The organism is Mitsuaria sp. BK037 (genome assembly GCF_014193045.1).
GTDB lineage: Bacteria > Pseudomonadota > Gammaproteobacteria > Burkholderiales > Burkholderiaceae_C > Roseateles.
This window is the reverse complement of record NZ_JACHYS010000004.1, coordinates 484,224-510,100: the sequence shown is the minus strand read 5'-3', so window position 1 is coordinate 510,100 and position 25,877 is coordinate 484,224. Positions and strand designations below refer to the sequence as shown.

Here is a 25,877-nt window from a genome sequence, read left to right as displayed (position 1 = left end):
AGCCTTCGGGACTTGATGCCCGACCGCCGCCCGGATGGGGCGGGATTCAGCCGTGCAGACGGAATTGCGCGACCACGTGCTGCAGGCTGCCCGCCTGCTCGCGCAGCGATTCCGAGGCGGCCGAGGATTCCTCGACCAGCGCCGCGTTCTGCTGGGTGACCTCGTCCAGGCGCCGCACGGCCTGGCCGACTTCGATCAGGCTGGTGCTCTGCTCCTGCGTGGCCGAGGAGATCTCCTGGATGATGTCGGTCACCCGCTGCACGGCGGCGACGATCTCGCGCATGGTCTCGCCGGCGTCGCTGACCAAGCGGGCGCCGGCCTCGACGCGCTCGACCGAGGAACCGATCAGGCCCTTGATTTCGCGCGCCGCCTCGGCGCTGCGCTGCGCCAGCGAGCGCACCTCGCCCGCCACCACCGCGAAGCCGCGGCCCTGCTCGCCGGCGCGGGCGGCTTCCACCGCCGCGTTCAGCGCCAGGATGTTGGTCTGGAAGGCGATGCCGTCGATGGTGCCGATGATGTCGGCGATCTTGCGCGAGGACGCATTGATCTGGTCCATCGTGCTGACCACCTCGGACACCACCACGCCGCCGCGGTCGGCGACCTGGCTGGCGTTGAGCGCGAGCTGGCTGGCCTGGCGCGTGGCGTCCGCGTTCATGCGCACCGTGTCGGTCAGCGCCTGCATCGTGGCCGAGGTCTCCTCCAGGCTGGAGGCCATCTGCTCGGTCCGCGCCGACAGGTCGCTGCTGCCCGCAGCCACCTCGCCGCTGGACATCGCGATGCTCTCCGCGCTGGTGCGCACCGTCGACAGCGAGCGGTTGAGCGCGCCCTGCATCGCCGAGAGCGCTTGCGCCAGCTGTCCCAGCTCGTCGCGACGCGAGGTGTCGATGTCGACGGTCAGGTCGCCCTCGGCGACGCGGCTGGCGACGCCCACCATGTCGGTCAGCGGCCGGACGGTGCTGCGCGTCAGGTAGAAGGCCAGCGCGCCGCCGGCCGCCAGCGCGGCGACGATCAGCACGCCCATCGTCGTGAGCACGGCCTTGTAGACCGCGCGCGACGCTTCGACGTCGGCCTCGGCCCCCTGGGTGTTGATGTCCACCAGCTTCTGCGTCGCGCCGATGACGGCACCGAAGGCCTTGCTGGATTCGCCGCTGACGGTGGCCAGGTACTCGCCGCGGTTGCCGGCCTTGCGCGCCGCGATCAGCCGGTCCTGGATGCCCAGGTAGGCGGCGTACTGCGCCTTGGCATCCTTCCACTGCTCGGACTCCTGCGGCGTGCTGACCATCGTCTCGTAGGTCTTGGCCAGCTCGGGCAGCGTCTTCTCGCGCAGCGTCTTGATGCGCTCCTGCTGCTCCTCGACCTCGAGGACCACTTCCTTCAGGCACATCGACATCTCGGCGCGCCGCAGCTCGTTGAGCTGCCCGCGCAGCGCGTTGATGGCGTTGATCGACGGGATCCAGTCCCCGCCCATGTCCTCGACGTTCTTCTGAATCGCCTGCATGCGATTGATGGCCACGATGCCCACGAGCACCGTGGCCAGCAGCACCGCTGCAAACCCCAGGGAGATGCGCACACCGACGCGCAGATCGGAGACCTTCATGCTTCGCCGTCCTCTTGTGGAGATGTCGGCGAATCCTAGAACGTCCGCCCCGGCGGGCGAACCTCAAAACAGCGTCAAAAGTGGCGGCTTATCCGCGAGCCAGGGTTTGCCCGGCGCCGCCGCGTGAAATCTGCGCAGGCGGGGCGGCCGCCGACGCGGCCTCAGCGCTTGAGCCGGAACTCCGCTGCCTGCGCATGCGCCTGCAGGCCTTCGCCGTAGGCCAGCGTCGCGGCGATCGGGCCCAACACCTGCGCGCCGGCCTCGCTGACCTCGATCAGGCTGGAGCGCTTCTGGAAGTCGTAGACGCCCAGCGGCGAGGAGAAACGCGCCGTGCCCGAGGTCGGCAGCACGTGATTGGGGCCGGCGCAGTAGTCGCCCAGCGACTCGCTGGTGTAGGCGCCCAGGAAGATCGCGCCGGCGTGGCGCAGCAGCGGCTCCCAGCGATGCGGGTCGGCGCTGGAGACCTCGAGGTGTTCCGGCGCGATGCGGTTGCTGATCTCGCAGGCCTCCTCCATCGAGCGCGTGTGGATCAGCGCGCCCCGCCCTTCCAGCGACGCCCGGATCACGTCGCGGCGCGGCATGCCGGGCAGCAGGCGCTCGATGGCCTCGCGCACCTGGGCGATGTAGGCCGCGTCCGGGCACAGCAGGATGCTCTGCGCGAGCTCGTCGTGCTCGGCCTGGCTGAACAGATCCATCGCGACCCAGTCCGGCGGCGTGGTGCCGTCGGCGAGCACGAGGATCTCGCTCGGCCCCGCGATCATGTCGATGCCGACCTGGCCGAAGACATGTTTCTTCGCGCTGGCGACGTAGGCGTTGCCCGGTCCGGTGATCTTGTCCACGCGCGGCACGGTGGCCGTGCCGTAGGCCAGCGCCGCCACCGCCTGCGCGCCGCCGATGGTGAAGGCGCGGTGTACGCCCGCCACGTAGGCCGCCGCCAGCACCAGCGGATTCTTCTCGCCGCGCGGCGTGGGCACGACCATCACGATCTCGGGCACGCCGGCGACCTGCGCCGGGATCGCGTTCATCAGCACGCTCGACGGATACGCGGCCTTGCCGCCCGGCACGTAGATGCCGACACGATCCAGCGGCGTGACCTTCTGGCCCAGCAGCGTGCCGTCCTCGTCGCGATAGCTCCAGCTCTCGCCACAGGCCTGCTTCTGGCGCTCGTGATAGCGGCGCACCCGCTCGGCGGCCTGGGTCAGGGCTTTCGCCTGCTCCGCGGGCAGGCCGTCGAAGGCGGCCCGCAGCTCCTCGCGCGTCAGCTCCAGCGCGCCGAGCGTCGCGGCGTCCAGGTGGTCGAAGCGGGCGGTGTACGCCAGCACCGCGGCATCGCCACGGGCGCGCACGTCGGCCAGGATCTCGGCGACGCGCGACTCGATCGCGGCGTCGGTCTCGGCGGACCAGTGCAGCACGCGCTGGAATTGCGCGTCGAAGTCGGCGTCGGTGGTGACGAGGGTGCGAAGTTGAAGGGCTGGGCTCATGGCGGGGCTCCGGGCAGGCGTCGGGGGCGGTCGGTCGGACGATCGATCAGGCGGTCGATCAGGCGTTCGGGATGGCCGACCCGATCGCGTCGATCAGCGGCTTGAGCGCCTCGCGCTTGAGCTTGAGCGCCGCCTGGTTGACGACCAGGCGCGAGGAGATGTCCATGATCCGCTCCACCTCGACCAGCCGGTTGGCCTTGAGCGTGCTGCCGGTGGACACCAGGTCGACGATGGCGTCGGCCAGCCCGGTCAGCGGCGCCAGCTCCATCGAGCCGTAGAGCTTGATGAGGTCCACGTGCACGCCCTTGTCGGCGAAGTGCTGGCGCGCGATCGAGGTGTACTTGGTCGCCACACGCAGCCGCGAGCCCTGGTGCACGGCGTTCTCGTAGTCGAAGTCGTCCCGCACCGCGACGCTCATGCGGCACTGCGCGATGCGCAGGTCCAGCGGCTGGTAGAGGCCTTGGCCGCCGTGCTCGATCAGCACGTCGCGGCCGGCCACGCCCAGGTCGGCGCCGCCGTACTCGACGTAGGTCGGCACGTCGGTCGCGCGCACGAGCACCACGCGCACCTCGGCCTGGTTGGTCGGGAGGATCAGCTTGCGGGAGCTGTCCGGGTCTTCCAGCACGGAGATGCCCGCGGCCGCCAGCAGCGGCAGGGTCTCTTCGAAGATGCGGCCCTTGGAAAGTGCCAGGGTGATCATGCGGTGTCCTCGGTGAACGCGCGCTCCACGCGGAAGCGCTTCGGGCTGTTCAGCGGGACGGCAGCGGGTTCACCGGACGGGCCACACCGCCACCCGCCTCGCAGCCGGGTGGCTTTCAGTGATGGTGATGCGCGCTGCCTTGCTGCGCGAACTCGGCGGGGGTCAGCGTCTTCATCGACAGCGCGTGGATCTGCTCGCGCATGCGATCGCCCAGTGCCTGGTACACGCGCTGGTGGCGCTTGATCCGGCTCAGGCCCTCGAACTCGGCCGACACGATCGTCGCGAAGAAATGGCGTCCATCGCCCTCGACCTGGAGCTCGCTGCAAGCGAGACCCTGGGCGATGTAGCTCTGGACTTCTGCGGGGGTCGGATCGGCCATGATGGGGCGGGATTCTACTCGGGCGCCTCGCGCGGGCGCTTTCGTGCTTGGAGAGGCCCGGCTTGCGAGGGCCGGGCCGGCGCGGTCGTCGCGACGGTTCAGTGGCGGATCTTGTAGCCGCGGCGCAGCAGCTCCAGCGCGACGGCGGCCACCGCGGCGAAGGCGATCGCCACGACGCCCAGGCTCACCCACGGCGAGGCGTCGCTGACGCCGAAGAAGCCGTGGCGGAAGCCGTCGATCATGTAGAAGAACGGGTTCAGGTGGCTGACGCCCTGCCAGAACGCGGGCAGCGAATGCACCGAATAGAACACGCCCGACAGGAAGGTCATCGGCATCACGATGAAGTTCTGGAAAGCGGCCATCTGGTCGAACTTCTCCGCCCACAGGCCGGCGATCAGGCCGAGCGAGCCCATCAGCCCCGCGCCCAGGATCGCGAAGGCCAGCACCCACAGCGGCTTGGCCATGCCCGGCGGCGCGAACCACACGGTGGCGACGAACACGCCCGCGCCGACCATCAGCCCGCGGATCACCGACGCCCCGACGTAGGCCAGGAACCAGGCCCAGTGCGACAGCGGCGTGACCAGCAGGAACACCAGGTTGCCGGTGATCTTGCTCTGGATCAGCGAGGAGCTGCTGTTGGCGAACGCGTTCTGCAGCACGCTCATCATCACCAGGCCCGGGATCAGGAAGCTGGTGTAGCCCACGGTGCCGTAGACCTTGACGTGGTCCTCCAGCACGTGGCCGAAGACCAGCAGGTAGAGCACCGCGGTCAGCACCGGCGCGCCCACGGTCTGGAAGCCGACCTTCCAGAAGCGCAGCACCTCCTTGTAGAAGAGCGGACGGGCGCCCTCGAGGCGGATCGGGAAATGGCTGGCGCTCATGCGCGGCCCCCTTGCATGATTTCCAGGAAGACGTCCTCGAGGTCGGCGCGGCCGATCTCCAGGTCCTCGATGGGCACGGCGGCCTGGCGCAGCGTGGCCAGGATCTGCTCGACCTCGGCCGCGTCGTGCGCGGTGAGCTGGACGATGCGGCCGGTGACGCGGGCGCGCTCGGCCAGCGCCAGCGGCAGCGCGGAGTCGGTCTTGAACTGCAGCATCGTCGAGGCGGTGCCGGCGAGCAGCTCGGAGGTGCGGTTCAGCGCGACGATCCGGCCCTGCTTGAGCATCGCGATGCGGTGGCACAGCGCCTCCGCCTCCTCGAGGTAATGCGTCGTGAGCAGGACGGTGTGGCCCTCGCGGTTCAGGCGCGCGATGAACTGCCACAGCGTCTGGCGCAGCTCGACGTCGACGCCGGCGGTGGGCTCGTCCAGCACGATGACCGGCGGCCGGTGCACCAGCGCCTGCGCCACCAGCACGCGGCGCTTCATGCCGCCGGAGAGCTGGCGCATGTTGTTGTGGGCCTTGTCGGCCAGGCCGAGGTTGAGCAGCAGCTCGTCGATCCAGTCGTCGTTGTGGCGCACGCCGAAGTAGCCGGACTGGATGCGCAGCGTCTCGCGCACGCTGAAGAACGGGTCGAAGACCAGTTCCTGCGGCACGATGCCCAGCTTCTTGCGGGCCTCGGCGTAGTCGTCGACGACGTCATGGCCCAGCACCGACACCTGCCCGCCGCTGGCGCGCGACAGGCCGGCCAGGATGCTGATCAGGCTGGTCTTGCCGGCGCCGTTGGGGCCGAGCAGGCCGAAGAACTCACCGGGCTGGATGTCGAAGCTGACGCCGTCCAGCGCGCGGAACTGGCCGGCCCGGTAGGTCTTGCTGACATTGCTGAATCGCAGGGCGGGCGGACCGCCGGCCGGCGCGGGCATGGCGGCCGGCTGTTGTTGGGGGCTTGCGGGCATGGGCGCGGATTGTAGGGAGCGGGGCCGTCCCGTGCCCGCCTGGGGTCATGACAGAATGCGCCCACCTCCCCCCACCACGCCCACGGGCCCATGGCCACCAAGAAGCCGCGCCGCACCGCCGAACGCATCCTCGAAGTCACGCTGGACCTCTTCAATCGCTTCGGCGAGCCGAACGTCTCGACCACGCTGATTTCGGCGGAGCTCGGCATCTCGCCCGGCAACCTGTACTACCACTACCCGGCCAAGGACGAGTTGATCAACGCGCTGTTCAACCGCTACGACAAGTCGCTGTCGGAGCTGCTGGGCGCGGTGGGCAATGTGCGGAACGTGGAGGATGCCTGGCTGTTCTTCCACATGCTGTTCGAGCTGATCTGGCAGCACCGCTTCCTGTACCGCGACCTCAACGACCTGCTGTCCAAGAACCGCAAGCTGGAGACGCACTTCCAGCATGTGCTGGAGCAGAAGACGCAGGCGATGGTGGGCCTGCTGGGCGGGCTGCAGGCCAGCGGCGCGCTGACCATGCAGGTGCGCGAGGCCGTGCCCACCGCCAACGCGATGGTGGTGCTGCTGAGCTACTGGCTGAGCTACGAATACGTGCGCGATCCGCGCAACGCGCTGGAGCCCGACCGCGCCGGCGAGGCGCTGATGCGCGGCGCCTTCCACGTGCTGGGGCTGCTGCTGCCCTACCTGGAGCCGACCTCGCGGGACCATCTGTTCCAGCTGGCGGGCAAGTACCAGGCGCCCGCGGACGGCACGGCCTGACCCCCGGGAGGCGCCCTTGCGCTTTGGCGGACTAGCATCCGGTCCCGCGGCGGTCCTCCGAGGAAACCCTGGCATCGTGCGCAGCCGGCCCCCCTGGTCGCGGTTGGCGTCGAAAAACGACACCCTATAAATTAGGGATATCGCATTCAACGACCTCTAGGGACCGACTCCATGACGCGCATCCTGATCTCCGCCGCCCTGCTGGCCCTGGCCGCCCCGATGGCGCATGCCACCGCCGAGAACGCCGACGCCAAGGCCCTGCGCGCCGAGTGCGCCAGCCAGCACGCGGTGCGCTTCGAGCAGCCGGCCGCCGCCAACGAGTACCGCTTCGTCTACAACCGCGGCGAGTACCGCGGCGAGGCCACCTCCGGCCAGCCCGTCGCCTGCGCCCAGACGCAGTACGCCGAGTACCTGGCCAGCGCCGACCCGGTCAAGGTGATGTCCGCCTACCCGACCGCCGCCGGCCGTCCGCAGCCGGCGAAGAAGGCCGCCAAATAAGGCGTCCTGCCCCAGCGACGAACGCCGCCCCCGGGCGGCGTTCTGCATGGCGCGGACGGCGGGCCGGCGCTCAGTCCTTCGTCTCCCACGGGAGCATCAGCGCCAGCGTGAGCAGGTGCTGGAACTCGGGCTCGAAGTGGGCCACGATGGCCTGCGGATCGGGGCACAGGCCGGCGTCGGCGATGAGGCCAAACTGCACTTGGCCGGCGTAGGTCAGGATGCTGATGCCCAGGCTCATGTCGCCGGCCTGCGGCGCCCAGAACATGACGCGCTCGACCGCCGAGTCGCACAGCCGCAGCGTCTGCGCCGGGCCCGGCACGTGGGTCATCAGCGCCGTCGCCTTGCGCGACAGGGTCTTGAGCATCGCCCGCTGCGCCGCCTTCTCGACCGTGCCGGAGGTCGCCATCAGCCCCAGCGACAGCGCCGGCTGCAGGCTGTTCTTGAGCGCCTGCGTCTGCGCGTGCACCGCGTAGAGCCGCTTGACCGGATTCGTGATGCCCACCGGCATCGGCAGCGGCACCATGCCGAAGCGGTTGCCCAGTTGCCAGGCCGTCTCCAGCGGCCGCAGGTTGACCGGCACCAGCGCGCGGATCTCCTGGCCCTCGGTGTCGTCGCCGTGGCCGCGCAGATAGAGCCCGATCGCGCCGGCGACGCAGCTCAGCAGCACGTCGTTCACCGACACGTTCATCGACTTGCCCACCGCCTTGACGGCGTCCAGCGCCAGCGGCGCACCCCAGGCCACCCGCTTGGCGCGGCCGGCCTTGCCCTTGAGGCGGGTCTTGGCGTCATCGGGCGCCTCGGTCAGCGCCGCCGCGTCCTCCAGCACCTGGCGGCCGAGCCGCTCGGCCGGCGAGGCGGCCGCGGCGCCCGAGCGGTCCGAGCCGGCGCGTTCCTGGATCTCGCGCACCGTCCAGGCATGGATCGGCTTGACCATCGCGTCGGCGAGCCATTCGGGCTCGGCCTCGTCGGCGCTCGCGACCGAGCCGGCCTTCGCTTTCGCCGCCTTCGCCGTCTTCCCCGCCGGGGCCTTCTTCGGTCCCGCCACGGCCTGCGCCGGCGGCGCCGCGCCGCCATCGGTGATCGACAGCAGCACCGCGATCAGCGCGATGCCGTCGGCGATGCAGTGATGCACGCGCGCGATCAGCGCGCTGCTGCCGTCGTAATGCTCGATCAGGTGCAGCTGCCACAGCGGCCGCGACGGATCGAGCGGCTCGGCGGCCAGCTCGGCCAGGCGGTCCTGCAGCGCGCCTTCCAGCGGTCGGCCGCGGCGGCGCGGCAGCGTCTCGGGCACCACGTGGCGGGCGATGTCGACCTCGGCGTCCTCCACCCACCAGGCGCTGTCGCCGGTTTCGACGACGCGCTGCCGGAAGCGCGGGAAGCGCAGCAGCCGCTCGGCGACGCGGCGACGCAGGTCCTCGAGCGCGATGGTCGGCTTCAGCAGCAGCACCCCGTGGATGATCATGCGGTTGGCCTCGGTGTCCAGGCGCAGCCAGGCGGTGTCGACCTTGGACATCGGCTCCGCGTCACGCGGGAGGCCGGCAGGCTTCGCGGCCCTCGCGGACGACGCCGACCGCGCGGGCGGTGCGGCCGTCTTCGACGGCGTGGACTTGGCGCTCCGGCGGGAGGGCGACGGGCGCGACGCGGCGGAAGTGGGCAATGCGGTCTCCTGGCGGAAGGGGTTCTGGCGGCGGGCGATGCGCTCCCGATGATGCGTCATCTAGAGAGGCGGCCCCAGTCCGCGCCGGGAGGTGGGCTGGGTAACATCGCGGCCGTCCGTCCCGATTGTCGCCAACGGGACGCCCTGCTCATCGCCATGGGAGACACACATGAGCCTCAAGGACCAGTTCGACGCGGCCGTCGCCGATTCCAAGACCCTGCCCGAGCGGCCGGACAACCAGACCCTGCTGAAGCTGTACGCGCTGTTCAAGCAGGCCACCGCCGGGGATGTCGAGGGCGATCGCCCCGGCATGACGGACTTCGTCAACCGCGCCAAGTGGGACGCCTGGAAGACGCTGGAAGGCAAGACCAGCGACGAGGCGATGCAGGACTACATCGACCTGGTCGAAGGCCTGAAGTAAGCCGCTCTCCAAGCGGCTTCGGCCTCAGCGGGACAGCGCCGCCCGGCGCTCGTCCTTGGGAAGCTTGGCCAGTCGCTGGACTTCCGCGTAGAAGCGCGGCCAGTCCCCGTCCAGGCGCTCGAACAACCGGAGGAAGTCCGGCACCAGGTCCGTGTAGCTGCCCTGGATCGCCAGCGCCGGCGTGTTCAGGCCCGAGACCCAGCGATCGAAGCGCGTGTCACCGCCCCAGCGGTCCCGCTTCATCGCCTCGTAGTCGGCGCGCAGCCGCGCGAAGGCCGCGGCCTTGCCGGCGCGCTTCTCGTCGTCGCTGGCGGTGCTGCGGAAGACCTCGCGCAACTGCTCGCGCGTCGCCTTGAGCAGCGCCTGGACCTCGTCCTGCCGGCGGCGCGACTGCTCGTCCTCGCGCAATGCGTCCGGGCGGTCCTTCAGCCAGCGCGCGACGCCGATCTGCTCGACCGCGGTCGCGAAGCTCTCGTTGAAAGTGGTGTCGTCATTCGCGTAGGCCACCTGGTGCGCGAGCTCGTGGAAGATCATCCGCGCAAGCTGCCCCTCCGGATACCGGATGAAGGTGTTGAGCAGCGGATCGCCGCCCAGCCAGTTGCTCCAGCCCAGCGAGGAATAGGCCGGCACGCCATACACGTAGGGCTCGTAGCCGTCCTGGCGCAGCTGCTGCGCGAGCGCGCGCGCGGCCTGCGGATCGAAGTAGCCGCGGTAGCCGGCGCAGCCCATGATCGGGTAGCACCAGGTCTTGAGCTGCAGGCTCAGCTCCGGCGTCGCGACGACGTTCCACACCGCAGCGCCGCGCTTGAGGTCGGCGTAGCGGCGGTAGCTGTCGTTGTCCGGCAGCTTCAGCTCCGACGACGCATAGGCGCGCAGCGCCTGCGACAGCACCAGCTGCTGGCGGACTTCCGGATCCAGGTCGGGCTGCGCGAGCCAGTCGTCGACCGGCTTGGCCGCGCGCACCAGCGACAGATGGCCCGACAGCGACTGCCCGTAATAGGACAACTGCGCGCAACCGCCCAGCGCGAACAGCGCCAGCAGCAGCGGCGCGAGGCACAGCGCCTTCAGTCCGCGAGGGATCCGCGTCGCGATCGGCGTCGTGATCCGCGTCGTCATCGGCGTCGCCGTCCGTGCGCGGCGCTCAGGCCGCGGCGACCTCGACCAGGCAGTCGTAGAAGCACGGCGCGCGGCCCATGTCGGTGAGCCGCTGGTGCGTCACCTCGTTGACATTGCGGCCGTCGGCGCCGAGCTTGCGCCACCAGATGCCCAGTCCGTGCACGACGCCCTCGCGCGCGCGAGCGCTGACGTCCAGCCGGCAGGCATAGCTGCCGCGGTCGTTGAAGACCCGCACCAGCTGTCCATCGGCCAGGCCGCGCGCGGCGGCGTCACCGGCGCTCATCTCGAGCACCTGCTCGCCTTCGATGTCGCGCAGGCTCTTCACGTTCACGAAGGTGCTGTTCAGGTGGTTGCGCGCCGGCGGCGAGATCATCGCCAGCGGGTACCGCGCCGCCAGCGCCGGCGCGCTGGACCGGCTCTCGTAGTTGGCCACGTAGTCCGCCCCGCGCGCATCGGCCTTGCCGCTGGCCGACGGGAAGCCGCCCTCGGCGAACGGCGCCTCCTTGAGCGGCAGCTTGAACCAGCCGCGCTCGCGCAGCTGGGCCAGGTCGATGTCGTCGCGGAAGGCCTGGCGCAGCAGCGCCTCGTCGTCGTCGTGGAAGGCGGGCTCGTCGAAGCCCATGGCCGCGGCGAGCTCGCGGAAGATCCGCGTGTTGGACCGCGACTCGCCCAGCGGCGCGACCGCCGGCTCGTTGACCAGCACGTCGGTGTGGCCGTAGCTGGTGTGGATGTCCAGGTGCTCGAGCTGCGTGGTCGCCGGCAGCACGTAGTCGGCCAGGTCGGCGGTATCGGTCAGGAAGTGCTCCAGCACCACGGTGAACAGGTCGGGCCGCTGGAAGCCCGCCACCACCTTGGGCGACTCCGGCGCCACCGCCACCGGGTTGCTGTTGTAGACGACCAGCGCCTCGATGCGCGGCCCGAAGTCGGGCGAGGCCTCGCGCAGCAGGTCGTCGCCGATGGTGCTCATGTTGATCGTGCGGGAGGGCCGGCCGGCGCGCAGCTCGGGACGCTCCAGCGCCGGGTTCTTGAAGGGCGCGAACCAGCCCGAGCTCGACAGCAGCAGCCCGCCCGCGCGATAGCGCCAGGCGCCGGTCAGGCAGGGCAGCAGCGCGATCAGGCGCACCGCGTTGCCGCCGCCGCGCACGCGCTGCATGCCGTAGTTCAGCCGGATCGCCGCCGGCGCCAGCGTCGCGTAGTCGCGCGCCAGGCCGCGCACCTCCTCCGCGGTCAGGCCGCATTCGGCGGCCGTGCGCTCGGGGGGCCAGGCCAGCGCCTTCGCGCGCAGTTCCTCCCAGCCGTCGACATGCCGGGCGATGTAGTCGTGGTCCAGCCAGTCCTGGGCGATCAGCTCGTGCATCAGGCCCAGCGCCAGCGCGCCGTCGGTGCCGGGCAGCAGCGCCAGGTGCTGGTGGCACTTGTCCGCGGTCTCGGTCTTGCGCGGGTCGATGCAGATCAGCTTCGCGCCCTCGCGCTTGGCCTGGTTCGCGAAGGTCCAGAAATGCAGGTTGGAGGCGATCGAGTTGCTGCCCCAGATGAGGATCAGCTTCGATTCGGCGAAGTGCGGCAGGTGCATGCCGACCTTGTGCCCGTAGGTGGTCGTCAGCGCCGCGCCGCCGGCCGAGGCGCAGATCGTGCGGTCCAGGCAGGACGCGCCGAGCCGGTTGAAGAAGCGATCCGCCATGGCCTCGCCCTGCAGCAGGCCCATGGTGCCGGCATAGCTGTAGGGGAGGATGGCCTGCGGGTCGCGCGCCGCGATCGCCTTCAGGCGGCCGGCGATCTCGGCGATCGCCTGGTCCCAGCCGATGCGCTCGAAGCGCGGCGGCTCGTGCTTGGCGTTGACGCGCTTGAGCGGGTGCAGCACGCGCTCCGCGTGGTAGGTCCGCTCCGGGTAGCGCGAGACCTTGGTGCACAGCGCGCCGTGGGTGCTGGGATGGTCCGGCTGGCCCTGCACCTTGACGACCTTGCCGTCCTCGACGGTGATGCGCAGGGCGCAGGTGTCGGGGCAGTCGTGCGGGCAGGCGCCCTTCACCACCCGCGACGGCGGTGCGGGCGTCCGGGCGAGGGCCGGATCGTCGTGGTGATGGGCCGGTGGCGGAAGATTCACGGTCGGTTCTTGGAGAGCGGGCGAGGAACGTCAACTATTGCACAGGCGCCACACGCTTGCGCTTTCTTACCGAACATGGTGACGACGCTTGGCGCACGAACCGCTAAGCTCGCTTGCTGGGGGCCGAAATAGGTCGTGTCGAGCCTCCTGGCGTCAGTCGCTCAGGCGGGCGCCACAACATCTATCGCACCCCCTGGGAGCTTCTCTTGGATCGCCGCCAACTCCTCGCCTCCGCCAGCGCCCTGGGCGCGCTCGCCACCCTGCCCATCCCGACGGCCGTCCGCGCGCAAGGCAAACGCCTCGTGCTGGGCCAGTCGGCGCCGCTGACCGGCGCGGCCTCGCAGTTGGGCCTGCAGATGCAGGCCGGCGCGAAGCTCTTCTTCGACGCGCAGAACGCCGCCGGCGGCATCAACGGCACCCTGATCGAGCTGCGCACGCTGGACGACGGCTACGAGCCGGACCGCTGCAAGGCCAACACCGAGAAACTGATCGCCGACGACGTCTTCGCGCTGTTCGGCTACGTCGGCACGCCGACCTCGCTGGCTGCGCTGCCGCTGGTCAACCAGGCCAAGATCCCGTTCGTGGCGCCCTTCACCGGCGCCGAGGCGCTGCGCGATCCCTTCAGCCCCTGGGTCTATCACGTGCGCGCCTCGTATTACGACGAGACCGCCCTGATCGTGAAGCAGCTGGCCCACCTGGGCTTGATGCGGATCTCCGTCTTCCACCAGAACGACGCCTACGGCAAGGCCGGCCTGGACGGCGTGCTGCGCGCGATGAAGCCGCTGTCGATCCAGCCGCTGGCCACCTCCACCGTCGAGCGCAACAGCGTCGACGTCGCCAAGGCGGTCAAGGACCTGGTGCAGAACGGCGCGCCACCCGAGGCCATCGTCATGATCAGCGCCTACAAGAGCTGCGCCGCCTTCATCCGCGCCGCGCGCAAGGCCGGCTACGGCGGCGTGTTCTACAACGTCTCCTTCGTCGGCACCCAGGCGCTGCTGGAGGAACTGGGCAAGGACGCGATGGGCGTGGTGGTCAGCCAGGTCATGCCCTACCCGTTCGGCACCCAGGTCGGCGTGGTCCATGAATACCAGCAGGCCGCCACCAAGGCCGGCCAGAAGTTCAACTACACCGCCATCGAGGGCTACATCGGCGCCAAGGTCATCAGCGAGGGCATCCGCCGCGCGACCCGCCCGACCCGCGAGGGCCTGGTCGCCGGGCTGGACAGCCTGCAGAACTACAACCTCGGCGGCTTCAACGTCAACTTCCGGCCCAACAAGCATGTCGGCTCGAGCTTCGTCGAGATGACCCTGCTGACCAGCGATGGACGCGTGAAGCGTTGATCCGGCCTTGATCCGGCAGTGACGCGGCGCTGATCGCCCGGACGGGCGCGGCGGCGTCGGGCACCTTCGCGGTGCGGCGGGTACACTGGCCCGACACAGCGGCGCCGCCCTGAGCGGCGCCGCGGCCTTTCTGGCTCGCGGCAAGCCCGACGCGCTGTCGCGATGACATCGGAGTGCCCGCCCATGAAGCTGATCGAACCCATCCTGGCCGACGCGCCGGCCATCGCCAAGCTGCGACGAGACCTGCACGCGCATCCCGAACTCTGTTTCCATGAAGACCGCACCTCGGACGTGGTCGCGAAAGCGCTGACCGACTGGGGCATCGAGGTCCACCGCGGCCTGGGCAAGACCGGCGTGGTCGGCATCATCCCCGGCCGCGACGGCGGCAGGAGCGGCCGCACGCTAGGCCTGCGCGCCGACATCGACGCGCTGCCCATCACCGAGCACAACACCTTCGCGCACGCCAGCAAGCACCCCGGCAAGATGCATGCGTGCGGCCATGACGGCCACACCGCGATGCTGCTGGCCGCGGCCAAGCACCTGGCCGCGCATCGCGACTTCGACGGCACCGTCTATGTCGTCTTCCAGCCCGCCGAGGAGGGCGGCGGCGGCGCCCGCGAGATGATCAAGGACGGCCTGTTCCGCAAGTTCCCGATGGAGGCCATGTTCGGCGTCCACAACTGGCCGGGCATGGCCGCCGGGCAGTTCGCGCTCAAGACCGGACCGGTCTTCGCCTCGAGCAACGAATTCAAGATCGTGATCAAGGGCAAGGGCGCGCACGGCGCGATGCCGCACCTGGGCACCGACCCGGTGGTCGTGGCCGCGCACCTGGTGCAGGCCTTCCAGACCATCATCACCCGCAACAAGCGGCCGATCGACGCGGGCGTGATCTCGGTGACGATGATCCACGCCGGCGAGGCGACCAACGTGATCCCCGAGCGCTGCGAGCTGCAGGGCACGGTGCGGACCTTCACGCTGGAGACGCTGGACCTGATCGAGCGCCGCATGCGGCAACTGACCGAGGCCACGGGCACCGCCTTCGAGGTCGAGTGCGAGTTCAGCTTCCACCGCAACTACCCGCCGACGATCAACCACCCGGCCGAGACCGAATTCGCCCGCGGCGTGCTGACCGAGATGCTGGGCGCGGCCAATGTGCAGGAGTTCGAGCCCACGATGGGCGCCGAGGACTTCAGCTACTACCTGCAGGAAGTGCCGGGCTGCTACTTCCTGATCGGCAACGGCGACGGCAGCCACCGCGAGGGCGGCCACGGCCTGGGGCCCTGCATGCTGCACAACCCGAGCTACGACTTCAACGACGAGCTGATCCCGCTGGGCGGCTCGATGTGGGTCCGGCTGGTCGACGCGTGGTTCAAGCGGCCGCGCCCGGCCCAGGCCTGAGGGCCGCCGCCGCGCCCCGCTCCCCCTCCGACTCCAGCCCCACGCCCGATGACCGCCCCGATCGCGCCCGACCAAGAGAAGACCGTCCGCGAGGACACCCAGCGCTGGCTGCAGCGGGCCGTGATCGGCCTGAACCTGTGCCCGTTCGCCAAGAGCGTGGAGGTCAACCAGCGCCTGCGCACGGTGGTCAGCGCGGCGCACACGCCGGAGGAACTGCTCAAGGACCTGGCGCGCGAGCTGCTGGCGCTCAACCGCGCCGATCCAGAGGAGACGGAAACGACGCTGCTGGTCCATCCGTGGGTGCTCAACGACTTCCTGGACTTCAACGACTTCCTGGGCGCGGCCGACGCGCTGGTCGAGGACCTGGACCTGGACGGCGTGCTGCAGGTGGCCAGCTTCCACCCCGACTACCAGTTCGAGGGCACCGACGCGGACGACGTCGACAACTTCAGCAACCGCTCGCCCTACCCGACGCTGCACCTGCTGCGCGAGGAGAGCATCGAACGGGCCGTCGAGACCATGCCGGACACCGACGCGATCTACGAAGCCAACATCGACACGCTGCGGCGCATCGGCCGCAAGGGCTGGGACGCGCTGGACCTCGAGGCCAAGCTGCCGCTGGCCCAGCGCACCACGCGCGAGGACTGACCGGTCGAGTGGCGAGGCGCCGCGCCGCCTTGCTCCCTCTCCCGCTTGCGGGAGAGGGGCGGGGGTGAGGGCTGCGATCGTGGCACGTCCGATGTCCTGATTTGACCGCGACTGGTCCTGCGACGGCGCGACGCCGCGCACCTGCGCCGGCACGATGGCGTCCATCACCCACTGCTCGATGGAGCCCTCGATGACCGCCGCCACCGCCTTCCGCCCCGACGCCGACACCGCCGTCCTGCTGATTGACGTCCAGGAATCCTTCCGCCACCGCCCCTACTGGGACCCGGCCGGCTTCGAGCCCTACATGGCCCGCACCAACGCGCTGCTGACCGGCGCCGCCGCGCGCGGCCTGCCGATCGTGCGCATCCTCCACACCGACGGCCCGGCCACGCCGGACAACCCCTTCTCGCTCGTCAGCGGCCATGTGCGTCCAATGGCCGAGCTGGCCAACGTGCCCATCGCCGCCGAGTTCCTCAAGCGCCGCCACAGCGCGCTGGCCGGCACCGGCCTGTCGATCTGGCTGACCGAGCACGGCATCCGCCGCCTGATCGTCGCGGGCATCCGCACCGAGCAGTGCTGCGAGACGACGACGCGCCACGCCAGCGACGAGGGCTGGACCGTCGACTACGTGACCGAGGCGACGCTCACCTTCCCCATCCGGCATGCCAGCGGCGTGGTCGTCGGCGTGGACGAGCTCAAGCTGCGCACCGAGGTGGCGCTGCAGGACCGGTTCGCGCAGATCGTCGACGTCGAGGCGGCGCTCGATCGCGCCACCCAGCGCAGCGCCGTCGCGGCCTGATGGTCGGCGGGTCCACGGCGCGGCGCGCTCGCCCGCGCCGGGAGCCCGCTCTCCCTTGAGCCCCATTCCCGAATGCCCCGGGGGCATACTGCCGCGATGTCCTTTCCTGACTCTCCCCTGGCCGCGCGCCGACCGGACGACAACCCGGTCGACGTCTGGATCCTGGTCGAGCGCCACACGCTGCTGCTGGACCTGGCCGGCGCGGCCGAGGCGCTGCGGCTCGCCAACCAGGCCTTGCGCCGCCGCGGCGAGCCGGAAGCCTTCCGGCTGCGCTACTGCGCCGCGTCGCCGACGGCCTCGAGCTCGGTCGGCCTGACGCTGGCCGCGCTGGAGCCGCTGCCGGCGCTGGGGCCGCGCGACTGGCTGATCCTGAGCGGCCGCCGGCATGCGCATCCGGACGACCCGGCGCCGGGCGCCGTCGAGCGCGAGGAGGAACTGCGCATCGAGCGCTGGCTGCATCGCGAGGGCACGGCGCTGCTGGCCGGCGGCGAAGGCCGGCTGCTGAGCATCTGCGCCGGCGCGCTGCTCGCGGCGCGGGCCGGGCTGCTCGAGGGCCGGCGCTGCACCACGCACCATGAATCGCTCGACGCGCTGCGCGCCGCCGCGCCCGGCGCGGACGTGCAGGCCAACCGGGTGTTCGTGCTCGACGGCCCGCTGGCCAGCAGCGCCGGCATCACGGCCGGCATCGACCTGGTGCTGGCCCTCATCGCCGAGCACTGCGGCGAGGCGCTGGCCGCGTCGGTGGCGCAGGTGATGGTGGTCTACCTGCGGCGCGGCGCGCAGGACCCGGAGCTGTCGCCGATGCTGGCGCACCGCCACCACCTGCATCCCGCGCTGCACCGGGTGCAGGACGCGATCTGCGGCGACCCGCGCGCGGACTGGAGCCTGGCTCGGATGGCCGAGGTCGCCCATGTCACGCCGCGCCACCTCACCCGGCTCTTCACCCAGCACGGCGGCACCACGCCGCTGGACTACCTGCGCGCGATCCGGCTTGAACTGGCCCGGCGTGAGCTGGCGCGGGGCCAGCGGCCGGCGCAGGCGGCACTGGCTGCCGGCTTCAGCTCGGACCAGCAGCTCCGGCGCACGCGACGACGGATGAGCGCGCCGGCCTGAGCCGCTGCGTTCCCCACCGGAGCGGGTCCCGCGCCGGCCCGCTGCGAGTCCGGCCCAGGGCGGGCCCCCGAGGCCCCCTCCGGCCTGCGGATTGCCCGCAAGTTGCGAGGGATTGCCGGCCGTTGACCCGCTGAAGGCCGGTCGATCGCCTCACCCCGCTTAGCACAAACCCGAGAAAGCCAAGTCAAGCGGGATTCGTGCACATCTGTTAACTTGCGCGCCCACATCGAACGAGGAGCGGGTTTTGAGCGATTGGCTGAAGCGACTGGAGGCCCTGGATCCGGCCCGTCTGGCGGGCATGCGCCGCGGCGTGGAGAAGGAAAGCCTGCGCGCGCTGCCGACCGCCGCCTCGCTGGCGCTGACGCCGCATCCGACCGCGCTCGGCTCCGCGCTGACCCATGAGACGGTCACCACCGACTTCAGCGAGTCGCAGCTGGAGCTGATCACCGGCGTGCATGCCTCCGCCGAGGCCTGCCTGGCGCAGCTGACCGAGATCCACCAGGCCGTCTACCGCAGCCTGGGCGAGGAACTGATGTGGGCGTCGAGCATGCCCTGCCTGCTGCCCGCCGATGAAACCATCCCCATCGGCCGCTACGGCGCCTCCAACATCGGCCGCGCCAAGAGCGTCTACCGCATGGGCCTGGGCCACCGCTACGGGCGGCGCATGCAGACCATCTCCGGCATCCACTACAACTGGTCGATGCCGGGCCTGGACAACGCCGACCACTTCGCGCTGATCCGCAACTTCCGCCGCCATTCCTTCCTGCTGCTGACGCTGTTCGGCGCGTCGCCGGCGCTGTGCGCCAGCTTCGTCGCCGGCCGCGAGCACGGCCTGCAGCCGCTGACCGACGGCACGCTGCACATGCCCCACGGCACCTCGCTGCGCATGGGCCGGCTCGGCTACCAGAGCGACGCGCAGGCCTCGCTGGCGGTCAGCTACAACAGCCTGGACGGCTACGCCGCCTCGCTGCAGGACGCGCTGACCCGCCCCTACCCCGCCTACGAGAAGGTCGGCGTGGTCAATCCGGGCGGCGAATACAACCAGCTGTCGACCACGCTGCTGCAGATCGAGAACGAGTTCTACGGCACGATCCGCCCCAAGCGCACCATCCGCTCGGGCGAGCGTCCGCTGCATGCGCTGCGCGAGCGCGGCGTCGAATACATCGAGGTCCGCTGCATGGACCTGGACCCGTTCGAGCCGGTCGGCATCGCCGCCAGCACGATGCGTTTCCTGGACATCTTCCTGCTGCACTGCTGGCTGACCGACAGCCCCAACGACACGCCGGACGAACTCGGCGCGCTGGCCCGCAACCAGCACCGCACCGCCTCGGCCGGACGCGAACCCGGCCTGAAGCTGGAGCGCCGCGGCGGCGAGATCGCGCTGCGCGACTGGGGCCGCGAGCTGCTGACCGACTTCGCGCCGATCGCCCGCAAGATCGACGAGGCGCTCGGCGGCTCGCTGTACCGCGAGGCGCTCGCCCAGGCCGTCGAGCGCTGGGAGCGGCCGGACGAGCTGCCGTCGGCGCGGGTGCTGGCGGCGATGAGCGCCGGGCACCGGTGCTCGCACCTGGACTTCGTCGCGGCCCGCTCCGAGGCCGCCCGCGCCCATGTGCTGGCGCAGCCGATGCCCGAGGGCCTGATGGCCCGCTTCGAGCAGTCGGCGCGGGCCTCGCTGGAGACGCAGGCGGCGATCGAGGCGGCCGACACGGTCGACTTCGAGACCTTCCGCCAGCAGTACCTCGATCCGGCGCAGCTGCGCGGCTGAGGCCGCCGGCTCAGCCCGGCAGGGCGGAGCTGCGCAGCTCGTCGTGCCGGCGCTGCAGCTCCTGGCGCAGCTTCTTGCGCTCGATCGCGGCTTCCCAGCGGCGCTTCTCGTCGGGGGAACTCGGCGACAGCGGCGGCACCGGCACCGGCCGGCCGTCCTCGCCGACGGCCACCATCGTGAAGAAGCAGCTGTTGGCATGCCGCACCACCTGGTCGCGGATGTTCTCGGTGACGACCTTGATGCCGATCTCCATCGACGAGGTGCCGGTGTAGTTCACCGAGGCCAGGAAGCTGACCAGCTCGCCGACATGGATCGGCTGGCGGAACATCACCTGGTCCACCGACAGCGTCACCGTGTAGCGACCGGCAAAGCGGCTGGCGCAGGCGTAGGCGACCTGGTCGAGCAGCTTCAGGATGGTCCCGCCGTGCACGTTGCCGGAGAAGTTGGCCATGTCCGGCGTCATCAGCACGGTCATCGTCAGTTGGTGGGAAGGCAGGTCCATGGCGAAGGCTCCGGAACGGATCGTGAAGGAAGGGGCGGCCGCCATGGTGCCAGAGTCGGCGGCGACCCCCCTCCCCCGGAGGCGCAGCGGCCGTCCGTCCCCCGCCCGGCGCCGCGCGCCGCGCTCTCCCGTCCGGCGCTTGCCGCTGGCTCGCCCGTCGGTTAGGGTGCGCGCCAGGAGGTCCCATGGCCCAGGTCCAGCAGCCCAGCATCGCCGACACGCGCGGTGCCCAGATGTTTCCCACGCTCGGCGTCGCCGACATCGCGCGCGTCGCGCGCTTCGGCCGGTTCCGGCGCTATTCCCAAGGCGAGTGGGTCGTGCGTGCCGGCGATGCCGGCATGGGCATGACCCTGATCCTCAGCGGCGAGATCACCGTCTCCCAGCGTGACAGCCTCGGCCACGTGACGCCGATCCACCGGCATGGCCCGGGCGGTTTCCTGGGCGAAGTCGGCCAGCTCAGCGGCCGGCCCTCGTTCATCGACGCGATCGCGGAAACCGAGGTCGAGGCGGTCGAGGTCAGCCCGCCGCAGCTGCGCGCGCTGCTGATCGCCGAGGCCGACCTGGGCGAGCGCCTCACCCGCGCCTTCATCCTGCGCCGTGTCGGCCTGATCGAGGCCGGCGCCAGCGGCGCGACGCTGATCGGACGGGCCAAGGCCGCGCCGGTGATGCGGTTGCGCAGCTTCCTCGGCCGCAACGGCTATCCGCACCAGCAGCTCGAGCCCGACCAGAACGACGACGCCAAGGCGCTCGCCGACCAGTACATGACCGAAGGCGTGCAGATGCTGGTCATCTGCCCCGGCGGCGACGTGCTGGTCGACCCGACCGACGAGGAGGTCGCCCGCTGCATGGGCATCGTCGACATGCGCGAGCGCCCCGAGCTCTACGACGTGGCCATCGTCGGCGCCGGCCCGGCGGGCCTGTCGGCCGCGGTGTACGCGGCGTCGGAGGGGCTGTCGGTGCTGGTGATGGACTGCCGCTCGTTCGGCGGCCAGGCCGGCGCGAGCTCGCGCATCGAGAACTACCTCGGCTTCCCGACCGGCATCTCGGGCCAGGCGCTGGCGGGCCGGGCCTTCGTCCAGGCCCAGAAGTTCGGCGCCGACATGCTGATCCCGGCCAAGGTCACCGAGATGAGCTGCGAGCGCCACGGCGAGGACGACGAGCTGCGCCTGGCGCTGGAGGACGGCCGTACGGTGCGGGCGCGCACCGCGGTGATCGCCACCGGCGCGCGCTACCGCCGGCCCGACCTCGACGCGCTGGCGCGCTTCGAGGGCCGGGGCGTCTGGTACTGGGCCTCGCCGATCGAGGCCCGCATCTGCAGCCGGCAGACGGTCGTGATCGTCGGCGGCGGCAACTCGGCGGGCCAGGCGGCGGTGTTCCTGGCCAACCACGCGGCCAAGGTGATCATGCTGGTCCGCGGCCCGGGGCTGGCGGCGACGATGTCGCGCTACCTGATCGACCGCATCCAGGGCACCGCCAACATCGAGCTGCTGCCGCACCAGGAGCTGTGCGAGCTCGAAGGCGGCGACTCGCTGGAGGCCGTCTGCTGGCGCGACCGTCGCAACGGCCAGCAGCGCCGGCTGGCACTGCAGCACCTGTTCATGTTCATCGGCGCGGAACCCGAGACCGGCCTGATCTCGCAGTGCGGCCTCGAACTGGACCAGGCCGGCTTCATCATCACCGGCCGCGCCTGCGCCTGCCCGCTGTCGCAGTACAAGCCGGAGCTGCTCGAGTCGAGCATCCCGGGCGTCTTCGCGGTCGGCGACGTGCGCTCGGGCTCGGTCAAGCGGGTCGGCGGCGCGATCGGCGAAGGCGCGCAGGTGGTGGCCAGCATCCACCAGTACCTCGCCCGCCAGGACGCCGAGCGCGCCGAACGCACCAGCCCGGCGGCGGCCGCCCGCGCGACCGTCTAGCGGTCGCCCGGCCTTCGCCCCCCCTGCCGCCCCCAAAAGGGGCGGCAGCGCTTTCAGCCTCCGCTTTCCCACCGCCCAAACGGGAGATCCCGCCACCCAGCCGGGCTGCGCTTCGCTCTAGAATGCGAATAATTGTTATTTGCAAGCTGAGCGTCCGCCGATGTGGTCTCCCGAATCCCGCCGTCTCTGGTCCTGGCCGATCGCGCTGGGCGTGCTGAGCACCTCCGGCCTGCTGTCGGCGCTGGTGTCGGACGCCTGGGGCGACGTCTGGTCGTGGATCGGCCTGGGCGTGCCGGTGGCGGTGATCGCCTGGTTTGCCTGGCGGCCCCGCAAGGCGGCCTGACGCCCGTCACCCATACCGTGCCGGCCCGGCGCCGGCCGCTGTCCCTCCCCGAAGAAGAACTCCCTCCAGGTCCCCGTCCCATGAATCACTTCCCGAAGCGCCCGCTGGCGCTCGCCATCGCCCTGGGCCTGTGCGCCCTCGCCGCCCCTGCCGCCTTCGCGCAGGACGCTCCCAAGGACAAGGACGGCGACGCGCCCTCCCAGCTGCCGGTGGTGACCGTCAGCGCCACCGCGGACAAGCAGGGCCTGTCCAAGGCCTATGCCGGCGGCCAGGTGGCGCGCGGCGGGCGCGCCGGGATCCTGGGGACCAAGGACAACCTCGAGACCCCGTTCTCGATCACCGCCTACACCAACGAGCTGATCCAGGACCGCCAGGCCAGGAGCGTCGCCGAGGTGCTGCAGAACGATCCCGGCATCCGTGCCGCGCGCGGCTTCGGCAACTTCCAGGAGGCCTACTTCATCCGCGGCTTCATCCTGAATTCGGACGACGTCGCCTACAACGGCCTCTACAGCCTGCTGCCGCGCCAGTACATCGCCTCGGAGCTGTTCGAGCGCGTCGAGGTGCTGCGCGGCGCCTCCGCCTTCCTGATGGGCGCGAGCCCCAACGGCAGCGGCATCGGCGGCAACATCAGCCTGCTGCCCAAGCGCGCGCCGGTCGAGCCGCTGACGCGCCTCACGGTGAACGCCGGCAGCGGCGGCGCGGGCGGCGCGGCGCTGGACGTCGCGCGGCGCTTCGGTCCGGACAAGGCCACCGGCGTGCGCTTCAACGCCGCCTACCGCGACGGCGGCACCGCGGTCGACGACGAGAAGGCGCGGACCAGCGTCGTCGCGCTGGGCGTGGACTGGCGCAGCCGCGACGTCCGCCTGAGCGCCGACCTGGGCTGGCAGGACAACCAGCTCACCCGCACGCGCCCCAGCGTCACCGTCAACGGCCTGAGCGCGATGCCGGCGCTGCCGGACAACAAGGCCAACTACGCCCAGCCCTGGACCTATTCCAACGAGCGCGACACCTTCGGCACGCTGCGCGGCGAATGGGACCTCAACGACGCCGTCACCGCCTGGGCCGCCTACGGCGCGCGCCGCAGCAAGGAAGCGAACCGGCTGGGCAACCTCACGGTCACCGACGCCGCCACCGGCGACGGCACCTTCTACCGCTTCGAGAACGGCCGCAAGGACAGCGTCGACACCGGCGAAGCGGGCCTGCGCGGCAAGCTGCGCGCCGGCTCGGTCGGGCATGAATGGGTGGTCTCGGCCTCGGTGTTCTCGCTGGACACGAAGAACGGCTACGCGATGGACTTCCTGAACACGCAGCCGACCAACCTCTACACGCCGGCCCGGAGCGCGCTGCCCGCGTTCTCGGACAGCGTGTACGTCGGCAACAGCGTCGACGACCCGCGGCTCAACACCCGCATCCGCAACCGCAGCGTCGCCATCGGCGACACGCTGTCGCTGCTGGACGACTCGCTGCTGATCACGCTGGGCCTGCGTCACCAGACGCTCAAGGTCGACTCGATCAGCGCCACGGTCCGCTTCCTGGACACGATCACGCCGGGCGGCGTCGTCACCACCTACGACCGCAGCAAGACCAGCCCGGTCGCCGGCGTCGTCTACCGCATGTCCAGTCAGCTGTCGGTCTACGGCAACTACATCGAGGGCCTGAACAAGGGCGACAGCCTGGCCGCGCAGAACGGCCAGCCGGCGCGCGACCTGGCGCCCTACGCCTCCAAGCAGAAGGAAGTCGGCCTGAAGTACGACGGCGGACGCCTGGGCTTCGGCGCCTCCTACTTCACCACCGACAAGCCGCGCGCGGTGCTGGCGCAGGACACCGCCCAGGGCGAGGACCGCCATCGCGGCGTCGAGCTGACCGCCTTCGGCATGGCCACGCGCGAGCTCAAGGTGCTGGGCGGCCTGACCTGGCTGGACGCCAGGCAGCACGGCACCGGCGTGGCCGCCACCGAAGGCAAGCGCACGCTGGGCATCGCGCGGGTGCAGGCCAACCTGGGCGCCGAATGGGAAGTCCCCGCGCTGCAGGGCCTGGCGCTCGACGCGCGCGTCGTGCACACCGGCAAGGTCTTCGCCGACAGCGCCAACACCCTGCGCGTGCCGGCCTGGACCCGCCTGGACGCGGGCGCGCGCTACCTGTTCGAGGTGCAGGGCACGCTGCTCACGCTGCGCGCGCGGATCGACAACCTCACCAACCGCAAGTACTGGGCGTCCGCGGGCGGCTATCCGGACCAGAGCTACCTGGTCGTCGGCCAGCCGCGCAGCGTCAACCTGAGCCTGGCGGCCGACTTCTGAGGACACGACGATGCTGAGCTCGCGCGCCATCCGCGTCTGGAGCTGGTTCCACAAGTGGACCAGCCTGGTCTGCACGCTGTTCATGCTGCTGCTGTGCCTGACCGGGCTGCCGCTGATCTTCCATCACGAGATCGGCCACCTGCTCGGCGACGAGATCGAGGCCCCCGCGCTGCCCGCCGCCATGGACGCGCAGCGGGTCTCGCTGGATGTCATGGCCAAGGCCGCGAACGCGGTGCATCCGACCCGCGTCATCCAGTACGCCGGCGAGAACGAGGACGACCCGCGCCTGTGGTGGTTCACGCTCGCCCCGACGCCGGCGCCGACCGAGGACTTCAAGTCCGTCGCCGTCGACGCCCGCACCGGCCTGGTGGTGCGCGAGTACCGCGTCGGCGAGGGCTTCATGGACCTGATGCTGCGCCTGCACGTGGACATGTTCGCGGGCCTGCCGGGCAAGCTCTTCCTCGGCTTCATGGGCCTGCTGCTGCTGATCGCGCTGGTCAGCGGCGTGGTGCTGTATGCGCCGTTCATGCGCAAGCTGGACTTCGGCGCGGTGCGCAAGGACCGCTCCACCCGCGTCAAGTGGCTGGACCTGCACAACCTCGTGGGCATCGTCACGCTGGTGTGGTGCTTCGTCGTCGGCGCGACCGGGATGATCAACACCTGGGCCGACCTGCTGGTGAAGTACTGGCAGTACACCGAGGTCTCCACGCTGCTGGCCCCCTACCAGGGCCAGCCGCTGCTCGCGGCCAGGGACCGCGGACCGCTGCAGGCCTCGCTCGACACCGCGATGCATCACGGCCGGCAGCGCAAGGTCTCGTTCATCGCCTTCCCGGGCACGGCCTTCTCCAGCCCGCACCACAACACGATCTTCCTGAAGGGCACGACGCCGCTGACCTCGCGGCTGCTGCAGCCGCTGCTGGTGGACGCCCGGACGGCGCAGCTGACGGCCGCGCCGGAACTGCCCTGGTACCTCACCGCGCTGCTGGTCTCGCAGCCGCTGCACTTCGGCGACTACGGCGGCATGCCGATGAAGATCCTGTGGGCGCTGCTGGACGTGGCGACCATCGTCGTGCTGGGCAGCGGCCTCTACCTGTGGCTGCGCAAGCCGCAAGGCGCCCGCAAGGGCGCCCCGGGCGGCGCCGCGGCCGACGCCTCGTCGGACCCGGACGACGCCCCGAACCCCGAAACCGCGGCCGCCTGATCGCCAGTCCGC

Annotated in this window: 23 protein-coding genes; 13 read left to right on the top strand and 10 right to left on the bottom strand. The window is 70.8% G+C overall.

Annotated elements, in window-relative coordinates:
• Nucleotides 1–46: 46 nt before the first annotated feature.
• The 6 genes from FHT37_RS25735 to FHT37_RS23190 all read right to left on the bottom strand — a co-directional run bounded on the left by FHT37_RS25735 (nucleotide 47) and on the right by FHT37_RS23190 (nucleotide 5,991).
• The gene (locus tag FHT37_RS25735; protein WP_183485076.1) at nucleotides 47–1,597 is read right to left on the bottom strand and encodes a methyl-accepting chemotaxis protein; all 1,551 of its coding nucleotides are present in this window, start codon (nucleotides 1,595–1,597) and stop codon (nucleotides 47–49) included.
• 161 nt (nucleotides 1,598–1,758) lie between these two features.
• Nucleotides 1,759–3,078, bottom strand: a complete 1,320-nt coding sequence (hisD, locus tag FHT37_RS23210; protein ID WP_183485074.1) for a histidinol dehydrogenase — start codon at nucleotides 3,076–3,078, stop codon at nucleotides 1,759–1,761.
• A 58-nt stretch (nucleotides 3,079–3,136) separates the two neighbouring features.
• Nucleotides 3,137–3,778 carry an ATP phosphoribosyltransferase gene (gene hisG / locus FHT37_RS23205; RefSeq protein ID WP_147240828.1) on the bottom strand — a complete coding sequence of 214 codons (642 nt, stop codon included), beginning with the start codon at nucleotides 3,776–3,778 and terminating at the stop codon, nucleotides 3,137–3,139.
• A gap of 115 nt (nucleotides 3,779–3,893) precedes the next feature.
• Entirely contained in the window at nucleotides 3,894–4,157 is a 264-nt protein-coding gene (locus FHT37_RS23200; protein ID WP_091721214.1) for a BolA family protein, read from the bottom strand.
• 98 nt (nucleotides 4,158–4,255) lie between these two features.
• Nucleotides 4,256–5,038 carry an ABC transporter permease gene (locus FHT37_RS23195; RefSeq protein WP_091721209.1) on the bottom strand — a complete coding sequence of 261 codons (783 nt, stop codon included), beginning with the start codon at nucleotides 5,036–5,038 and terminating at the stop codon, nucleotides 4,256–4,258.
• The gene (locus FHT37_RS23190) at nucleotides 5,035–5,991 is read right to left on the bottom strand and encodes an ABC transporter ATP-binding protein (protein WP_255489936.1); all 957 of its coding nucleotides are present in this window, start codon (nucleotides 5,989–5,991) and stop codon (nucleotides 5,035–5,037) included. Before FHT37_RS23190 ends, FHT37_RS23195 begins: the two co-directional genes overlap by 4 nt.
• A gap of 90 nt (nucleotides 5,992–6,081) precedes the next feature.
• Here FHT37_RS23190 and FHT37_RS23185 point away from each other — a divergent pair, with 90 nt between their 5' ends.
• Together FHT37_RS23185 and FHT37_RS23180 are read left to right on the top strand one after the other, a co-directional pair.
• Nucleotides 6,082–6,753 (top strand): TetR/AcrR family transcriptional regulator, encoded by a 672-nt coding sequence (locus tag FHT37_RS23185; protein ID WP_091721202.1) that lies wholly within the window; start codon nucleotides 6,082–6,084, stop codon nucleotides 6,751–6,753.
• A gap of 171 nt (nucleotides 6,754–6,924) precedes the next feature.
• Complete coding sequence (locus tag FHT37_RS23180; protein ID WP_183485071.1) at nucleotides 6,925–7,251, top strand: hypothetical protein; 327 nt, start codon at nucleotides 6,925–6,927, stop codon at nucleotides 7,249–7,251.
• 70 nt (nucleotides 7,252–7,321) lie between these two features.
• On the opposite strand, the gene FHT37_RS23175 is transcribed toward FHT37_RS23180, so the two are convergent.
• Nucleotides 7,322–8,764, bottom strand: a complete 1,443-nt coding sequence (locus tag FHT37_RS23175) for a wax ester/triacylglycerol synthase family O-acyltransferase (protein ID WP_183485069.1) — start codon at nucleotides 8,762–8,764, stop codon at nucleotides 7,322–7,324.
• Nucleotides 8,765–9,077: 313 nt separating this feature from the next.
• Between FHT37_RS23175 and FHT37_RS23170 the strand changes: the two genes are divergently transcribed.
• A complete protein-coding gene (locus tag FHT37_RS23170) occupies nucleotides 9,078–9,329 on the top strand; it encodes an acyl-CoA-binding protein (protein ID WP_091721188.1) in 252 nt (83 codons plus the stop codon).
• A gap of 24 nt (nucleotides 9,330–9,353) precedes the next feature.
• Here FHT37_RS23170 and FHT37_RS23165 read toward each other — a convergent pair whose 3' ends face one another.
• Nucleotides 9,354–10,445, bottom strand: coding sequence for an aminopeptidase (locus tag FHT37_RS23165; protein ID WP_183485066.1), 1,092 nt, complete (start codon nucleotides 10,443–10,445; stop codon nucleotides 9,354–9,356).
• Nucleotides 10,446–10,470: 25 nt separating this feature from the next.
• Nucleotides 10,471–12,549, bottom strand: coding sequence for a molybdopterin oxidoreductase family protein (locus FHT37_RS23160; RefSeq protein WP_183485063.1), 2,079 nt, complete (start codon nucleotides 12,547–12,549; stop codon nucleotides 10,471–10,473).
• A gap of 206 nt (nucleotides 12,550–12,755) precedes the next feature.
• On the opposite strand from FHT37_RS23160, the gene FHT37_RS23155 reads away from it, so the two are divergent.
• The 6 genes from FHT37_RS23155 to gshA all read left to right on the top strand — a co-directional run bounded on the left by FHT37_RS23155 (nucleotide 12,756) and on the right by gshA (nucleotide 19,612).
• Entirely contained in the window at nucleotides 12,756–13,889 is a 1,134-nt protein-coding gene (locus FHT37_RS23155; RefSeq protein ID WP_091721178.1) for an ABC transporter substrate-binding protein, read from the top strand.
• A 183-nt stretch (nucleotides 13,890–14,072) separates the two neighbouring features.
• The gene (locus FHT37_RS23150; protein WP_183485060.1) at nucleotides 14,073–15,287 is read left to right on the top strand and encodes a M20 aminoacylase family protein; all 1,215 of its coding nucleotides are present in this window, start codon (nucleotides 14,073–14,075) and stop codon (nucleotides 15,285–15,287) included.
• Between the two features lie 48 nt (nucleotides 15,288–15,335).
• Complete coding sequence (locus FHT37_RS23145; RefSeq protein ID WP_091721170.1) at nucleotides 15,336–15,935, top strand: DUF1415 domain-containing protein; 600 nt, start codon at nucleotides 15,336–15,338, stop codon at nucleotides 15,933–15,935.
• A gap of 190 nt (nucleotides 15,936–16,125) precedes the next feature.
• On the top strand, nucleotides 16,126–16,734 hold the full coding sequence (locus tag FHT37_RS23140) for a cysteine hydrolase family protein (protein ID WP_183485057.1): 609 nt from the start codon (nucleotides 16,126–16,128) through the stop codon (nucleotides 16,732–16,734).
• A 96-nt stretch (nucleotides 16,735–16,830) separates the two neighbouring features.
• Nucleotides 16,831–17,847 (top strand): GlxA family transcriptional regulator, encoded by a 1,017-nt coding sequence (locus tag FHT37_RS23135; RefSeq protein WP_183485054.1) that lies wholly within the window; start codon nucleotides 16,831–16,833, stop codon nucleotides 17,845–17,847.
• 298 nt (nucleotides 17,848–18,145) lie between these two features.
• On the top strand, nucleotides 18,146–19,612 hold the full coding sequence (gene gshA / locus FHT37_RS23130) for a glutamate--cysteine ligase (protein ID WP_254783375.1): 1,467 nt from the start codon (nucleotides 18,146–18,148) through the stop codon (nucleotides 19,610–19,612).
• Nucleotides 19,613–19,622: 10 nt separating this feature from the next.
• Here the strand turns inward: gshA and FHT37_RS23125 are convergent, their stop codons facing one another.
• The gene (locus FHT37_RS23125; protein ID WP_183485051.1) at nucleotides 19,623–20,114 is read right to left on the bottom strand and encodes an acyl-CoA thioesterase; all 492 of its coding nucleotides are present in this window, start codon (nucleotides 20,112–20,114) and stop codon (nucleotides 19,623–19,625) included.
• Between the two features lie 185 nt (nucleotides 20,115–20,299).
• On the opposite strand from FHT37_RS23125, the gene FHT37_RS23120 reads away from it, so the two are divergent.
• From FHT37_RS23120 to FHT37_RS23105, 4 genes are all read left to right on the top strand, one after another.
• On the top strand, nucleotides 20,300–22,024 hold the full coding sequence (locus tag FHT37_RS23120; RefSeq protein WP_091721150.1) for a cyclic nucleotide-binding domain-containing thioredoxin-disulfide reductase: 1,725 nt from the start codon (nucleotides 20,300–20,302) through the stop codon (nucleotides 22,022–22,024).
• A 160-nt stretch (nucleotides 22,025–22,184) separates the two neighbouring features.
• Complete coding sequence (locus tag FHT37_RS23115) at nucleotides 22,185–22,367, top strand: hypothetical protein (protein WP_091721147.1); 183 nt, start codon at nucleotides 22,185–22,187, stop codon at nucleotides 22,365–22,367.
• 80 nt (nucleotides 22,368–22,447) lie between these two features.
• Nucleotides 22,448–24,664 (top strand): TonB-dependent siderophore receptor, encoded by a 2,217-nt coding sequence (locus FHT37_RS23110; protein WP_183485048.1) that lies wholly within the window; start codon nucleotides 22,448–22,450, stop codon nucleotides 24,662–24,664.
• Between the two features lie 13 nt (nucleotides 24,665–24,677).
• The gene (locus FHT37_RS23105) at nucleotides 24,678–25,865 is read left to right on the top strand and encodes a PepSY-associated TM helix domain-containing protein (RefSeq protein ID WP_409072722.1); all 1,188 of its coding nucleotides are present in this window, start codon (nucleotides 24,678–24,680) and stop codon (nucleotides 25,863–25,865) included.
• Nucleotides 25,866–25,877: the final 12 nt, after the last annotated feature.